The 16,226-nt window shown below is 27.6% G+C and carries 12 protein-coding genes and 1 tRNA gene; 7 read left to right on the top strand and 6 right to left on the bottom strand.

What is annotated here, in order from left to right; translation table 11 throughout:
- The first annotated feature begins 8 nt into the window (after positions 1-8).
- Genes tssM through icmH form a run of 5 tightly spaced genes read left to right on the top strand, consistent with a single transcriptional unit; the run spans position 9 to position 7,181 of the window.
- Positions 9-3,599 carry a type VI secretion system membrane subunit TssM gene (gene tssM, locus N508_RS02535; RefSeq protein ID WP_023276513.1) on the top strand — a complete coding sequence of 1,197 codons (3,591 nt, stop codon included), beginning with the start codon at positions 9-11 and terminating at the stop codon, positions 3,597-3,599.
- 9 nt (positions 3,600-3,608) lie between these two features.
- A complete protein-coding gene (locus N508_RS02530; protein ID WP_023276512.1) occupies positions 3,609-4,520 on the top strand; it encodes a hypothetical protein in 912 nt (303 codons plus the stop codon).
- 1 nt (position 4,521) lies between these two features.
- Positions 4,522-4,995 (top strand): type VI secretion system lipoprotein TssJ, encoded by a 474-nt coding sequence (tssJ, locus tag N508_RS02525; protein ID WP_023276511.1) that lies wholly within the window; start codon positions 4,522-4,524, stop codon positions 4,993-4,995.
- On the top strand, positions 4,985-6,373 hold the full coding sequence (gene tssK, locus N508_RS02520) for a type VI secretion system baseplate subunit TssK (RefSeq protein WP_023276510.1): 1,389 nt from the start codon (positions 4,985-4,987) through the stop codon (positions 6,371-6,373). Before tssJ ends, tssK begins: the two co-directional genes overlap by 11 nt.
- Position 6,374: 1 nt before the next feature.
- Positions 6,375-7,181, top strand: coding sequence for a type IVB secretion system protein IcmH/DotU (icmH, locus tag N508_RS02515; protein WP_023276509.1), 807 nt, complete (start codon positions 6,375-6,377; stop codon positions 7,179-7,181).
- A 444-nt stretch (positions 7,182-7,625) separates the two neighbouring features.
- Here icmH and N508_RS02510 read toward each other — a convergent pair whose 3' ends face one another.
- The 3 genes from N508_RS02510 to N508_RS02500 form a co-directional block, all read right to left on the bottom strand.
- The gene (locus N508_RS02510; protein WP_023276508.1) at positions 7,626-7,916 is read right to left on the bottom strand and encodes a hypothetical protein; all 291 of its coding nucleotides are present in this window, start codon (positions 7,914-7,916) and stop codon (positions 7,626-7,628) included.
- Positions 7,917-8,376: 460 nt separating this feature from the next.
- A complete protein-coding gene (locus N508_RS02505; RefSeq protein WP_023276507.1) occupies positions 8,377-9,273 on the bottom strand; it encodes a tyrosine-type recombinase/integrase in 897 nt (298 codons plus the stop codon).
- 558 nt (positions 9,274-9,831) lie between these two features.
- Positions 9,832-10,173 carry a plasmid mobilization protein gene (locus N508_RS02500; RefSeq protein ID WP_023275939.1) on the bottom strand — a complete coding sequence of 114 codons (342 nt, stop codon included), beginning with the start codon at positions 10,171-10,173 and terminating at the stop codon, positions 9,832-9,834.
- Between the two features lie 276 nt (positions 10,174-10,449).
- On the opposite strand from N508_RS02500, the gene N508_RS02495 reads away from it, so the two are divergent.
- Together N508_RS02495 and N508_RS02490 are read left to right on the top strand one after the other, a co-directional pair.
- The gene (locus N508_RS02495; protein WP_023275938.1) at positions 10,450-10,989 is read left to right on the top strand and encodes a hypothetical protein; all 540 of its coding nucleotides are present in this window, start codon (positions 10,450-10,452) and stop codon (positions 10,987-10,989) included.
- Between the two features lie 60 nt (positions 10,990-11,049).
- Entirely contained in the window at positions 11,050-11,811 is a 762-nt protein-coding gene (locus tag N508_RS02490; RefSeq protein ID WP_023276506.1) for a nucleotide-binding protein, read from the top strand.
- A 1,089-nt stretch (positions 11,812-12,900) separates the two neighbouring features.
- Here N508_RS02490 and N508_RS02485 read toward each other — a convergent pair.
- The 3 genes from N508_RS02485 to N508_RS02475 form a co-directional block, all read right to left on the bottom strand.
- Positions 12,901-14,577 carry a sigma factor-like helix-turn-helix DNA-binding protein gene (locus N508_RS02485; RefSeq protein WP_023276505.1) on the bottom strand — a complete coding sequence of 559 codons (1,677 nt, stop codon included), beginning with the start codon at positions 14,575-14,577 and terminating at the stop codon, positions 12,901-12,903.
- Positions 14,578-14,764: 187 nt separating this feature from the next.
- Positions 14,765-14,837: transfer RNA gene (locus N508_RS02480), tRNA-Phe, on the bottom strand.
- Positions 14,838-14,925: 88 nt separating this feature from the next.
- Positions 14,926-15,810, bottom strand: coding sequence for an IS30 family transposase (locus tag N508_RS02475; protein ID WP_179077821.1), 885 nt, complete (start codon positions 15,808-15,810; stop codon positions 14,926-14,928).
- Positions 15,811-16,226 lie beyond the last annotated feature (416 nt).

The raw sequence follows: 16,226 nt of genomic DNA, 5'->3' as shown, positions 1-16,226 counted from the left end.
GTGTATTTATGGGAGCTATTGCAGGTTTTTTCAAGAAAATAGGAAAGTTTTTAATATCTAAACCATTCTTAATTGGACTTGCTGTATTACTGCTTGTAGTATTTTGTGTATTATTTTGGATATACTCACCACTATTAGCATTTAATGATATTAATATATTTGGTAGTTTATTTGTAAGAGGATTTATAATATTTCTCTTATGGCTTGCTTTAATACTCATACTTATATTTAAAAAGACAAAAGATGTTCTTGATTTTTTTAAAAATGAAAACAGGCAAAAGATAAAAGATATTAAATTAGAAGCAAAAGGTCATTCTAAAAAGACTAAAAGAAATTTTCTCCTTTCTTTAAAGGAAGCTCGTCAGGTATGGAAAAACAGCCTGAAATTTCGTAATATTCCACTTGTAATGGTAATAGGAAATGAGGGGGCGGGTAAAAGCTCTTTTATAAACTATTCTGAAATGGAATTTCCTGTTACAGATATGCTCAGCAGTTATAAACTGCATCATAAATCTACAAGGAATTTCAGTTTATATATTTCAAAAGAAGGAGCTCTTGTAGATACAGAAGGTAGTTTTTTTTCTTTAGAGCGTTTGTTTGAACCAGAAAATACAGATGAATTGCCAGAAGATGATATAGATAAGCATAAAAAATTTCTAACTAAAAAGATAGTATGGAAATCATTTTTAAAAATGCTTAATCATTTCCATTTTTATAAAAAATTAAATGGTATAGTGCTGATTATAGATTTACCAAGATTAATTCTAGGCAGTGAAGAAGATTTAACATCATCTATAGCCTATATGGTTCAAAGAGTAAGTGAATGTGAAAATCATCTAAATTTACAGCTTCCAGTATATATAGTATTTAATAAAATAGATTTGCTTGATGGTATGCCAAGCTTTTTAAAGCTTTATAATGACAAAATATCAAAAAGGGCATTGGGATTAACATTTAGCAGGCATCAAAAAATATCAGAAGATTATTTAAAGTCGCAGTTTTCAGAAATGATAACTTCGTTTAAATTTGCATTAATGAATAAAAATTATCAAACTGGGAATGTGGAAGATAAACAGAAAGCATATCTGTATCTTGCTCAGTTAGAAACATTATGTTTTGTTGTAAGTGGTATAATTAGTAGACTTTCATATGAAAATAGCAATAAAAATAAATCATTTTTAAGAGGAGTATATTTTACAAGTGCATATCAGGAAAATATACCAATAAATATATTATTTGATAAAATCTCAAATGAATATAGTTTTAGTGTTACTACTGTTTATCATCATAGAAAAACTATAAAGAACAGCTTTTTTGTAAACTCATTGTTAAAAGATATAATTTTTAAGGACAGGGGTTTGGGCAGTCCGATATTTGGGAGTAACTGGAAAAAAGCAACTTTTATACTTGCAGGTATAATTGTATTCTCTATAACATACAGTATATCAAGTTATTATACAGATGCTAGAAAAACAGAAATAGAAAGGCTTGCAAACAGTTTAAATGAGATAAATATTTTAATAGATGATATGAACAAACATTATCATATATCAGATATTTCTGATAAATCAGTATATGTAAACAAACTGCGTGATATATTAACAGGGTATCCACAGCTTTTTGGGCAGTATTCCATATTTGATGGCTTAACTTTAAACCTCACTTATAAAGGGCTTGAACCTGCTAAAATATTTTATATTGATAAAATAGAAGATATATTATCACTAAGCCTTGTAAAAGAAATGGAAGCTAATATTTTAAAAGAAAGGCAGACAGATAGGCTTGTAAGAGCATTATATATGTATAAAGCATTATTTGAAAGAGAATATTTAGATAAATCACTTTTAAAACTGTGGATAAAAGATAACTATGATTTATTTATGAGCTATAATATTTCAGAAAAAACATTATACACTTATATAGATGATTTGCCTGCAAATACATCATTTCCTGATATAAAAATAAGTGATATGGTGTTGGCAGAAGCTGTTAAAAAGCTAAAAAATGCCACAAGATCAGAAAGACTTTATGCTTTATTATCATTTAGGGCAAACAGCATAGACGGAGAAGGTTTTTATAGTATAAAAGAAGATTCAGGCTCTGGTTTTGATGAAGTATTTGATGTAAGCAATAATTTTTATCTTATACCAAAAACATTTACTTTAAAAGGTGTAGAAAAACTGTTTTCTAATATTACTAAATACATAGAAGATTTAGATAAAATAGACCGCTGGGCATTAAATATAAAAAATGATGAGATAGAAAAGCAGGATAATGTTGTTCTATCAGTAGGTATTATTAATTTATATTTACAAGAATACCAGCAGAAATGGCAGAATGTATTAGAAAACCTAAAACCAAAAAGGTTTAATAGCAGTGACAGCGGGCTGAATATACTGGCAGTGTTATCTAAACCATCTAACCCAGTAAGAGGGGTTATAGAAGTTGTTAGTTCTAATACAGACTTAATAAATAGTCCATTATTAAAACATGCATCAAATTTAGGGCTCCCTGTATCAAAAATTAGGAGTAATTTTAGCATATTAAGTGATGCATTTACTCCATATCATAATGTCGCAAAGCAGGACTCTTTTTTTAATCAAGGAATTGAGGCAGTCAGTAATAAAGCGAGAGTGCAGACTGGAGAAAAGCAGGTAAAAATAATGGATAAAATAAGTGCAGATACTCATAATGTATATAAGAAGATAGTAGATTATGTTTCAAGTAATGCCTCACCAAAAGATAAAATTGTGTATGCATTGAAACCTATTGAAATAGCAGATGACCCATTTTTTATCATTAATAAAGATGCAGAGGCTTTGCCGATAGAAATAGGCAATTATTATAAAGTTGTAACATCAGATTCATGGAGTTTAATAGAATATCATGCAGGTATAGAGCTTAACAAAGCATGGCAGACAGAAATGTATGCACAGTTTATGAATCAGGTTGCATCATACTATCCAATAAATGCAAGAGGTAAAGAATCATTAAAGTTTGATGCTTTTAGAAGTTTTTTTGGCAAGCAGGGAGTATGGAATAAATTTTTTACACAGTATCTTGACTTGATATTAGTAAAACGATGGGATGTTTATGATATTAACCCAACATATTCATCAAAAATTAATTTTTCTAATGATTTTTTATCTACTGTGTATAAACTAGCTACTATAAGCAATGGAGTATTAGATGCTAATGATAATCTGGATGTGGATTTTACAGTAACAACAGTAGCACTATCTGGTGATTATGGTAGTGTAGAATTAAGCTATGATAATCATATAATGGTTTATGACCAAACATTTCCAAGCAGTTTAAAGATAGCAGGTGGCAATTTTAAAGAGAATACAAAATTAAAACTTGTTATAAAAGATTATAATGGTGCAGTGAAAGAAATACGAGAATATAATGGTGAGTGGGCATGGCTTCAATTTATTCAAAGTGGCAGGCATATAGGTAATGGAGTATATCGCTTAACATTTAATGACAATGAAAAATTATATTTTGACTGGAAAGTAGATGGTGGTAATGTATCATTAAACAGAGTATTAAATTCACTGTCAAACTTAAATATACCACAAAATATATTAAAACGATAGGGCTGGATTATGGAACAAATTCATATAAAAATAACAGACAGCATAAAATTAAAGTCTGGTGTTAAACAAATGACATTTAACGAAAGTGGTGGATATATTGGCAGTGGTGATGAATGCCAGTGGGTAGTGCATGATGCATTTGATACAATAAAAGAAAAACATATTCAAATAAAATTATATGATAATCATTTTTGTTTAGTGCCACAAAAAAATTGTCATGTTTATATGAATGGTGACCATAGTCCTATAGTTACAAGCTATTATCTTGCTTTGAATATTGGTGATTTTTTTAAAATAGGAGATATTGAATTTACAGTTGTTCAAGAAAGTGAGCTTGATGATCTGGCAGAAGAAACAGCAGACAATGCACTAGATGATATAAAAGATTACAATAAGTTAGATAAATATGCAGTTGTTCCTAATGGACAGGTAGAAGGATTTAATGCAGAAGAAGACATATCTCTTGATGATTTAGTAAATAATAATAAAGATGTGCTTGGAATAGAAGAAACTTTTGAAAATATGGAAGATAATCAGGTTGAAAACTATATGATGCAAAACCATATTATTTCAAGACAGGTATTGAAAGATTTTATTATAAAAGAATGTGATAATATATTAAATAATGAAATAAAAAAGCAGAATAATTTATTAGAATTATTAAGTCAAGAAAAAAGTAAACTTTCTACAAAAGATTTATCTCATATTGTATCAAGCTTTAATTTAGTTAATAATACAAAAATTATTAATTTGCTTGTTATATCCATGCTTTTTAAAGAATTAGACAGTCCATTTTTAAATGAACTGGAACAGGATGGCTTTGAAAAAATATTATCTACATTTATAAAAAATGCATCATCAGACCATAATAGTATTGAAAGACTTGTTGTGCATGCGATAAAAAAATATACAGGTGAATAATATGAAAAAAATTTCATTATTAATTTTTATATTCATAATAATGTATGGTTGTTCCTCTACAGCCGTGATTACTATGATTAATGATAAAAACTCAAATCCTAATTATCATGGTGATAATGTTCCTGTAACATTAAAACTTTATAAATTGAATGGGGTAGAAAGGTTTAAGGAAGCCTCAGTATTAGATTTAAATACAAGAGAAGATGCTGTTTTAGGTAAAGATATGATAGATGTGAGCCGTATGCAGATAGCTCCAAATGATGCAAAAGTAATGGCAACTATTAAGAAAAAAGATGTGGGTTATATTGGTGTGCTTGTAATGTATGCTAATATGCAGAACAAAAAGATTAAATCAGCGATTAGAAGTAAAGATATATCAGGAGATAATGTTACATTTACCATATCTAGCGAAGGTGTTTTCATAACAGGTAAAAAGAAAGGTAATATAAAAAAGGAGCTTATCAATGGCAAATAGTTTAAAAGTGGCATGGATAAATGGCATGAATATAGACAGAGTCCATTTTGAACAGCAGGAAAGATATATAGAAAGAAGCATAAACCAAAAAACAATAGATATTTTTGAAAATTTATATGGTATATTTGATATAGAATTTCAGTCAGAAATGTTATCTCAAGGTAAAATAGGAGTCAACAGAGTATCAGGGGTCAGCCCTGATGGAACTATTTTTAAAGCACCTGATGAAGATTTTCTACCAGAACCATTGGAAATTAAATCAGGAATACAGGCAGGAGCTGTAATTGTATTAAAAATACCTATGAGTGTGGATACTGTTGCAGATTTATCAGTTCAAAATTCACTTCCTGATACAAAATATATAGCTACTCATAGTATGGTATCATCTAAAACTTTTGATGATACTACAAGAAGCAAGCTGGGAGATATGGAGGATAATAAATTAACTTCTTCATACTCGCAGGAAAAGATTAGTGTAATAATGGCTTCTCTCAGGTTATCATTAGGAGTGCAGGGTTCTAAATCATCTAATGAAATAGAAATACCTGTATGCAGAATTAAATCAATAGATTTAAATAAAAATATTACATTAGATGATAAGTTTATTCCAACAAGCATTAACATTGCAAATATACCTTTGGTCATTACTTTTTTAGAAGAAATGCTCCATGCAACAGCAGGTCATAGGGATAACCTTGCTGAAACATTTGCAGGTATTAGCAAGGCTTCTACAACTATTGATTTTGAAACATATATTGCTTTAAATATTTTAAAAAAATGGAATATACTTTTTTCTCATTTGAAAAATAAAAGTAAACTTCACCCAGAATATTTTTATGAAAAACTGCTTGAATTTCAAGCTGACCTTTTAAGCCTTGATATAAACAGTGGTGTATATGAATATATCAGATATGACCACTTAAATATTGCAGCATCTATCGTTTCTACTATAAATAAAGTTAAATTATTGTTCTCACATATTGTGGCACCAAAATATATTCCAGCTGTTATATCTGGCGATAATGGTATATTCGTCTGCTCTTTTGATAATGTATCAATATTAAAGGAATCTACCATATATATGGCTGTTAAAGGAGAATGTTCTCTTGAAACTGTGCAAACAACATTTAAAATGCAAAGTAAAGTCGGAACAAGTGCTAAAATTAGAAACCTTATTTCAGCCCAATTAAATGGATTAAATATTGAACAGCTTACAATAGTGCCTTCTATACTGCCTCATTTAAATGACTATGTATATTTTAAAATAGATAAAACAGACAGTATGTGGCAGGATTTTAAAAATGAAAACAGTATAGCAGTATATATAACTCAGAGAATACCAAATCCTGATATTAAAATGTGGGCTGTAGGAGTATAAGATGAGCAATAATAATATTATTGATGATACAGAAATTCAAACAGCTTATAATCAAAACAAAGATGAATTATTACATTCCATATCTTTTAATGGACTGGAAACAAACCCTGTAATGAGTTCATCATTACATTTAATATTACTTGCTAAAAAAATATCAGAAGACAAAGAGTGTTCAGAAAAAGCAATAGAAGATTTTAAAAGAGAGTTTATTAATGATATATTATCTATTTCTGCAAAACTATCTACTCTTTCAAAATATGATGAACAGGATATAACTAGATTTCGTTACTGTTTATGTGTTTTTATTGATGAAATGGTAATGAAAAATCAATCATTTATGGAAAACACATATTCATCAAATAGTCTATCTATAAGATTTTTTAAAGAGCCGTCAGGTGGTAATAAATTTTTTGGAATAATGGATAAATGGCTTGAAAATCCAGCCAAAAATAAAGATATGCTTGAATTTATATATGTATGCTTAATTTTAGGATATCAAGGCAAGTTTTCTGTTGATAATGATGGTGCTAAAAAATTACACTTATTAATGGAAAATATAGCTTCTGCTGTTGCACCTACTCTAAATACTGATGAAATGAAAGCATTTGAACTTGCTTATGCTGATAATGTAAAAGAAAACTTTTGGAGTAAATATGGGCATACTTTAAAAAAATTAACTTTTATTATTATACCTGTTGTCATAATACTCACTTTTTATTTTGGCAACTATTTTTTGATTTATAAAAGCAATTTAGAAACTTCTACATACTTATCTAATAAAATAAAGATTAGTGAAGATAAAGAGTAGAGAAATATTATAAATAGTATTAAATGTATTTCATTTATTTCTTTATGACAGCTGTATTTTATAAGATGTAAAAAAATCGTAAATGGCTTTTCAGATTTTCAGATTTGCACCCTTTACTATTTTTTATATACCTTTTTTATCATTTCCATTCAAAAGAAAAAAATATTTATTTTAATATTTATTATAACTGAATGTTTCACATATATCTTAAAAAGTTATCAGAAAGTTTACTATATATAGGGTGGGGAGATAAAAAACAACGGAATAGTGAGATAAATATGTTGCAGGACTATGCAGCTACTATACAATGACTATGCAATTTTTAAAAACTTAAAACGATTTTAACTTTTTTGGCGGGTATTTTTTAGCATTTGTTATGCACTTATTATACACTAACTATACAAAAATTTTTAAAGGTGGGCATTTCATCACACCCACTATCTTTTAATCTTTATCTAAAAATTCTTCAATATTAGCTGATGTTGTCTTACTACTGCCTGATAATAAATTTTGTCTGAATAAGTTGATAATTGCTGCTGTAAAATAATCACCATAAGGAAGGTCTCCACTCTCTACAAGGCTTGCTAGTGTATTATCTTTTATATAAAGCGTATTTTTTGGATGATATAATGTTTTACCATATAATATATGATTACTGCTTTCTATATAGCCTTTTGCTTCTAATATTTTTAATTTCTTTCTTAATATTTGAAATGATTTATTCCATAAACACAAATGTTTTAAATCATATATAGAAAGTCCTTTTTATATTCTGATTTATCATAATAGTATAGAAGCTGATTTAGAATACTTGTTTATTCATAGCTTGTTATACTATCAAGTAATTCTTTATAAACAGGAATTATTATATGTGATTTAAAAACTCTACCAATACTATTATTTATATTAATATTGGTATAAGTTATAGTATCAGGTTGGAGTATATGACTATGCAAGTTTATAGCCCGATGTAGTGTATTCAAACTTTATTATAAAGGGAATAAAAAAATTAATAAGCGACTATTTATTTAGAACCATTAAAGAAATGGTGCCCAGAGACGGAATCGAACCATCGACACGAGGATTTTCAGGCGATGTGCCTATTACTTGCTTTTATACCTTGATTATTATATAATATGTTTGGTAATATGTTATGGAAAAATCATAGAACACTTCCTTTTAATTTCTTCGCAAATCAAATAAAACATAATTTATTGATTGCGTCAAGCTCTTTTTTGCTGTCATTCGCTAAATATTTTTGTGTCATCATAATTGAGCTATGACCTAACATATTAGAAATGGTTACAATATTCACATTATTATACAGTAATGTATTTGCAAATGTTCGCCTTAAATCGTGAAATCTAAAATTTTCTATACCTGCTTTTTTTAAAGCTGTTCTAAATGCTCTTTTTATATAATTATACCTAAATATATAAGTATCATTGTTTTTGTGCATATATTTATTTAATTCATTCATCAAGTCTTGATGTAAATATATAAGCTGGCTTTTGCCTGATTTTGTTTCGCTTCCGTCAAGCTGGTAGACATTATTTTTTATATTAGACCTTTTCATATGAATAATATTGCTGTATCTCATACCAGTATATAGAGCTACAAGCACAATATAGTATAATTCTTCATTCTTGCTTTGTTTACAGGCTTCAAGCAGTGCTTTTATTTCACTATTATTTAAAGCTCTGTCCCTATTTACTTCTTTAAATTTTTTAGTGTGCTTTGCTGGGTTATAATTAACTACTTTATCTTTAATTGCTGTATTAAAGATATGATTTAATAATGACCTGTAACGATTTTGTGTTGCCTGCTTAATATTCCTATCATTTTTTAATAGATTAAAAAAATTTACAATATCATTTTCTGTAACATCAGTTATATTTTTGTTTACAAACTCATAATGTAGAATTATATTTAATTTACCTAATAGTTTGTTAAAATTTTTTTCCTTTTTAGCGTTTTTCTGAAAAGGTATATAATGACTATTTATATACTCTTTTAATGTGATATGATTAAAATTTGACAAAATAGCAGATGATAAAATATTTATTTGTTGCAATACTTCTAAACTATCCATTTTAAATACTCCAAAAAAATAATATAAATTTTAGCGGCTAAAATATTTTGTAGTTGTAGAATAAGCAAAAGAATTGCCAAGAAGTATTATTTTTTATATGGTGTAAGTAAAAAAAAGACTTGAATTTATATAAAATATTGATTATATTAAGAGTAGCACAGGGGACTGGGTTGGCAGTCCTCGCTGGCTATTCAGTTTAAAGCAAACTAAAATAACCACTTAGCCGGTAACTGAGTGGTTATTTTTTTATGTAAAAAATTATGACTGCTAAAAAAAGCACACATAATGAATATGTGATATGATTTTCATATATCATAGGCTACTCCTTTCTATCATTTAAAGTTGAGAAAAGAGAACCAACCGATCCAGTCGCACCTGTGCAGACCATTCAACTAAATAGCCATAGAAGAATAAACACCAAAAAATAAAAAATTACAAGTTAAAATACTTATCCCCAGATAATCCACAATGCTTTTTTAGTATTTTCAAATGTTTATGTCAACCTGCTTAACGATTAAGCAGACAGGCAATTATATAAAATTTTAGCCGCTAAAATTTTTATATATTAAATTTTGCTTTTATCTGTTCCAATATTTGCCTTATTTCCTTTTTGATTTTCTCATTATTATTGATAATTTTATCAATCATTTTTTTATTAGGTTCTTCAAGTTCCATAATATACATTTTTAAAAGCCCTGTATTTTTACCCAGCAGACCAGCAAGCCGTCTAATATCATTTAACTTAACTTTGTCTAAATAACAGGGTATTTCTACATCTGTAATTAAACGGCGAATATAATCCGACTGTGTAATATACCCAACTTTTTCAACCTTGCTTTTTAAAAGTTCTTTTTCTTCTGGTGTTAATCGTAGTTTAAACCACTTATCTTTTTTATTCATAATAAAAATATCCCCCTTTCGTTCTTTTCAAAAGAACCAAGATAAAACTAGAGCATTTATGCGAATTGTTTCCCGTGAATGTGCCCACATTCACCCATCTTGCCTGTAAATTGCAACCGATAAAAGCTGATTATATATATTGTGCTACTGATATATACTGATAACAACTGAACTTATGTAATAATTATATAAATATTTATGAAAATTTTTGATTATTAACTTATATCAATAAATATGTTCAGTTGGTATCTGTATATACTAGTAGGGAGTATAGATATGAAAAAAGAACAAAGTTTATATGACGAGCTAATTAGTAAAAATAAATATAATATATTAAGAAGTTTTTTAGAAAAAAATAAAAATGATATATTAAAGGCTCTTAATGATAAAGTAAGATATATACATATATATGAAGTATTTATTGAAAGAACACAATTAGATATTGATTATAAATATTTTTGTCAATTTATTTCAGAATTTAAAAAGAAATACATTTATAACCTAACAGAAGCAGAATATAAAAAACAAATGCAGGCAATCAGTCAAGCAGGTATCACCACACCAGAGAAAAAAGTAGAGATAGAACAGCCGAAAATTTTAGCGGCTAAAATTTCGGAATCAGAGCAACCAGTACAACCAAAAGAGCAGGAAAAAGCAGAAACTAAAAAAGATGTTCCAGCGGATGAAAAGCCAAGTGGCAAAATTCCAAAATGGAAAGAAGCAGGGTTTAACTCATTAAATGAATATTTTAAATATTTAAAAAGTCAACCAAAATCAATGGAATTAAAAGAAGAGTTTATTTGGAAACCGACATAAAAGTAAATGCAAATTAAGTATAAAATACTTAAAATATAACTATTAAAAGGAGAAACAGAAATGAGAAAAAATTTTCATTTTATCTTACAAGGAAAGGGTGGAGTAGGAAAAACAACAGTATCAACCTTTATTACACAGTATTTAAAAGATTATCTAAAACAGGATTATATGGCAATAGATACTGACCAGGTAAACGCCAGCTTTGCAAAATTTAAAGCCTTAAATGTAGAAACTATTAATGTTATGCAGGATAACATTATAACAGATGCAGGCTGGGAAAATTTAACATATAAGCTGATAAATACAGATAAATCAAATATTATAATTGATAATGGGGCTAGCTCATTTGTTCCACTATTAACTTATGCATATGAAAATAATATATTTGATGTGCTTACAGCTGATGAAAACTATTACACAGGAAATGCATTTATTCATATAGTGATAGCAGGCGGAGAAGGACTATCGCACACGCTGGCAGGAATTAATATGATATGTGAAAAGTTTAATCAAGATAAAGTGCAAATAGTAGTATGGATAAATAACTTTTTAGGAAAAGTAGAAACACAAGATAAAAAAATAACAGATTACCCAGAATATAAAAATAATGAAAGTAAAATATTAGCAGTGGTTAGAATACCAACATATAAAGGGGATTTATTTAAAAAAGATTTATCCGATATGCTTACAAATCACAAAACATTTGAAGAAATGAAAAATGATACATCTGTATTTATTATGAGTAGAAGCAGATATGTAAAAATGCAAAAAGAAATGTTTGAAGAACTTAATAATGTTGATTTTATTTTTGAAGAAGAATAAAAATTAAATATGAAAAAATATCATAAAATATTATTAATATTGATAGGTATTCTAGTAATATTATCAATTATAAACTTAATTATATGACTACAAAAATTACACTTATAACTACAAAAAGTAGACTAAAAAATATTATAAAATACCATAAAAAACCTTGATAAATAAGACTTTTTATGATATAAATAATAATCAGCTGTAAAGAAATTTTACAGTTTGATGTTTGAAAATTTAATAGGAGGTGCGAATGGGTAAAAAAGAAAAAATAGCTCTTTTAACCAAAATACTTGAAGCTGTTACAGCAGCTATCAAGCTATTAAAAGAGCTGTTATAACTCTTAAAAACCAAAGGGCTACAAGTTAGCCCTGCGGTTTATACCCATAATATAAAAGCATTCCTATTAATTGTCAAGCAAAAGAAGCCCTGTATAGTAATTATATTATGCAGGGCTTTATTTTGCCCTGTCCGCTGTGTTTTGCTGGTGGATAGTAATATAATTATATATTTATATGCTATCTCGTTATACGGGCGAAAATTTAAAAAAATCAGCGGTCAAAAATTCTACTCTGCTTAAACTGTCTAGCTTTATTTAAAATATTTACATCTGCTATATATCATTTTAAATTTTAAAGATTATCTACTATACATTTTAAAAAACATCTGCCAGCAAATAATCATATATGCAGTATTAAAAATAATCCAGCAATCATACATCATAAAACTTGAATGTGGGATATACTCTTTTTTTTTAATTTTAAAAATTCTTCCTTTTTTTCTTTGGCGTTATAAATAATATAATAAATATATAATACCTTTTTATTTATATATTCTTTATATAGAGTGTATTAAAAATTGCGAGTAGTGTATGAATTTTTGCGAACTGCTGATATAAAAAAACACCAAATAAAAAATTATTTTCTTTCTTTGGTGCCAGCTTTCTACACAATTTTTACATAATACACCAGGAATAAAATTTATAATTTAAATTTTCCTGGTATATCGTTATTTTTGATTAATTTAAGAGTAGATAGTATTATATTGTTTGGGATGTTTTGGTTATTCTGGTTATGCTGTTTGGTGTTTCATCAGCGGTTAAGTCTTAAAAATCAACTGCCTTAATTCCTGCTCTTTATCGGGCGGGAAGTGCTGCCGTAATTGCTGGATAGCTCTTTTATATATTCTTGCTGTAATACTTTCTGTTATGCCTAACTTTTCCCCTATTTCTTTAAATGTTAGACGATGACTATCATAACCAGTATATTTTTTTATTATTAATATGCTTCTTTCATCTAATACATTGAAAAGTTTATTTATGCCTGTATTTGTATCATATTCTATATCTATCTGTTCCAGCTCTGTATTTTCTTTAATAAGAAAATTACTACATAAAGCATCTGTAGTATAGTTATTTATTATGTTCAAATAACTATATTCATCACTAATTGATGTAATACAGATACTATAATCTCTTTTATCTGGTGCGATATCTTGCTGCTTATGTGTTTTTATATTATCCCTTTTATAATACATATAATCTTTTAATTTATACAATAGTTCACTATATAGACTATCTATGCTAAATTTTTCATTATCTGTCATATCAGTAATATTGTATTTTTTTAAAATTTTATATATAATATACAATGCTTCCTGATAATAGTCTTCCAATTCAATATAATTTACTCCTGCCCTGCTTTCAAAATAATATTTACTTAATGTACCCTTGTGTTTATTTATATATTTCTCTGCTTCTTCCCAGTAAATTTTATTTAATACCTTACTGCTTTCTTCATTAAGTAAGTTATTTTGAAATTTATATATAAACCTTTTAGCCTTTCTTTTAGATAAGTTTTTTGACAAATCCGCAAGCTCTTTATATTCTTTTTTTATTGCTCTTGGATTTGTATATTTTTCTAAATCTATATTATGGATTAAATATATGATTATTTGCTTTAATATATAATAATCTGCTGTGCCTGCTTCAAACATTTTTTTTATGATATTTTTAAAATTGGTTAGTGAGTAGTTAATGTGCCAGTCTATATTATATTTATCTGTTTTATGCTTGTATATATAATATGCCATCCGTTTTAAATATTCTTCATAATATTTTACTAGCTCATCAGTATATTTATTTATATCTTCAAGGCTGTAATTAGTTATGATTTTATCTGTATTAATAATATATGTATTTATATTATTACTGCTTTCAATTGTTATATAGTTATCTTCTTCAAGCTGATTTAAAACATTGCGGATAGATGTTTCAGAATTATTTACACCCAGCATTATTTTTAACTGATATACTGATATAGTAATCTCATTTATGCCACTTAATACATAAGTTCTAAATTTATTTATAATCATTGCCATTAAGTAATGGAATTCATAGTTTAAATCCTGCCCTTCTATTATACCTAATATTTTATTATTTTCTTCTGGTGCAGATGTCAGGCTGTCAGAAACTGTATATAAATCTTGATTATAGATAATCTTATTGTTTTTATACTTTTTGATTAAACCAAGTTCTATAAGCTGCTCCAGCTTAACCCTTATTGTCTGTTTTGTTTTCTCATTTAATGACAGCCGTTTTATGTCATTCAATGTCATATATTCTTTTTTAGAAAATATCATTTGATTAAGCAGGACAGCAAGTTCTAAATCTTTCGTCAATTCCAGTAAATAATCACGCACTGGGATTTGTATAGAATTATATAAATCTGCATTGTGAAAGCGGATTTGCTTTTGGCGTCTTTCAGCGGTTACCATATAGCACCACCAAAAGAGATAAACGATAAATTGTAGTGTTGAATATACCGCCTATTAAATAATAGGCGGTAAAATCTACAACTAGAAGCTAGGAAGTTATAAAAATTTGCGAAGAAATTTATAAAATTGCTTCTAGCTAATAATAACCCTGTATTAATAGTAAACTATCAACCAGGTATAAAAGAAGTGCCCAGAGACGGAATCGAACCATCGACACGAGGATTTTCAGTCCTCTGCTCTACCGACTGAGCTATCTGGGCATTACCTGTTTTTATTAGGTTTGAGAATATAACCATATATTTTATTTTTAGTCAAGTATTTTTTTAAAAAAAATAAATTTTGTAAAATCTAAAAACGATTGCAACATTTTAAGCAGTTGTTTAAGTTCTCATAAAATATATCATTAGCCGATTTATAATTAAATAATTTTCTAGGATAATTATTCATCCAGTCTTGTATTTTTTTAATATAAGCAGCTGAAAAGTTTTTAATATCAGTTTTCTTTTTAATAAATTTCCTTATAAGTTTATTATTATTCTCATTACTTCCCCTCTCCCAAGAGCAATAAGGGTGAGCATAATAAATAGTTGTTCGTTTAGATACTTTATCATACACTGATTTTTCTAAACCTGCCATATCTAAAAATTCTACACCATTATCTACTGTTATGCTCTTAAATATTAAGCTGAATTTATCTTTATACTTTCTTTCTAACTTATCTAATGCTGCTATTATACTTTTCTGTGTTTTATTTCTTAATTTGATTATTATTTCAAACCGTGATACTCGTTCTGTAAGCACCAGTAAGGCTGATTTACTGCCTTGTTTGCCCACCACTGTATCCATCTCCCAATTGCCATATAGTCGCTCTTTCAGTTCAAATGGTCGTTCGTCTATACTTCTGCCGCGTGTATTATTATAGGCTGTTCGTGGATTACTTTTACATTGTTTAGTATATTTTCTATATTCTATACTTTCTAATAGTCCTAATGATATATAGTTATATATTGTTTGGGTACTTATTGTTGATATACACTGATGCCTTAACTCTCCAGATATAACATCTGGGGAATACTTCTCATCTAACTTACTCTGTATATAGTCTAATAAGCCATATTCAATGTTATATTGTAATTTCCTACCTGTTTTACTCATTAAACCTTGCCTTATATTTAGAGAATAGTATGCACTATATTCTTTCCTTACACTCAAGTCACTGTTGAGAAATTCCACTGTCCCTCGCTTTATTTCTCGGTATATCGTGCTTTTAGACCTGCATAATATCTACGCTATTTCCAACACACTAACTTTGGATTTCAACAGACCTTCTAATTTATAACACTCAAATGCATTTAAGTGTTTATTTTTACGATTTTTTGGTGTAGTATCCATTTGTGGTTGTTACCTCTCTTACTCTATTTTTTGGCTAAAAAATATTATTTTATTTAAAGAGTTTTAACAACCACTTTTTTATTTATTCACTTTTTCGCAATCGTTTTTAGAATTTACCAAAAAAATAAATTTTTTTTATTACATCATACTAAAAGCCTGATATAATAATACTTTTTACAGATTATCACAAAAGTATATCAGTTGTTTTATAATATTGCTTTACAAAGATAAAGCTAAATAGTAAAGTATATTGTTTA

Source organism: Mucispirillum schaedleri ASF457 (assembly GCF_000487995.2).
Lineage (GTDB): Bacteria > Chrysiogenota > Deferribacteres > Deferribacterales > Mucispirillaceae > Mucispirillum > Mucispirillum schaedleri.
This window is presented reverse-complemented; position numbering and strand designations above follow the sequence as displayed.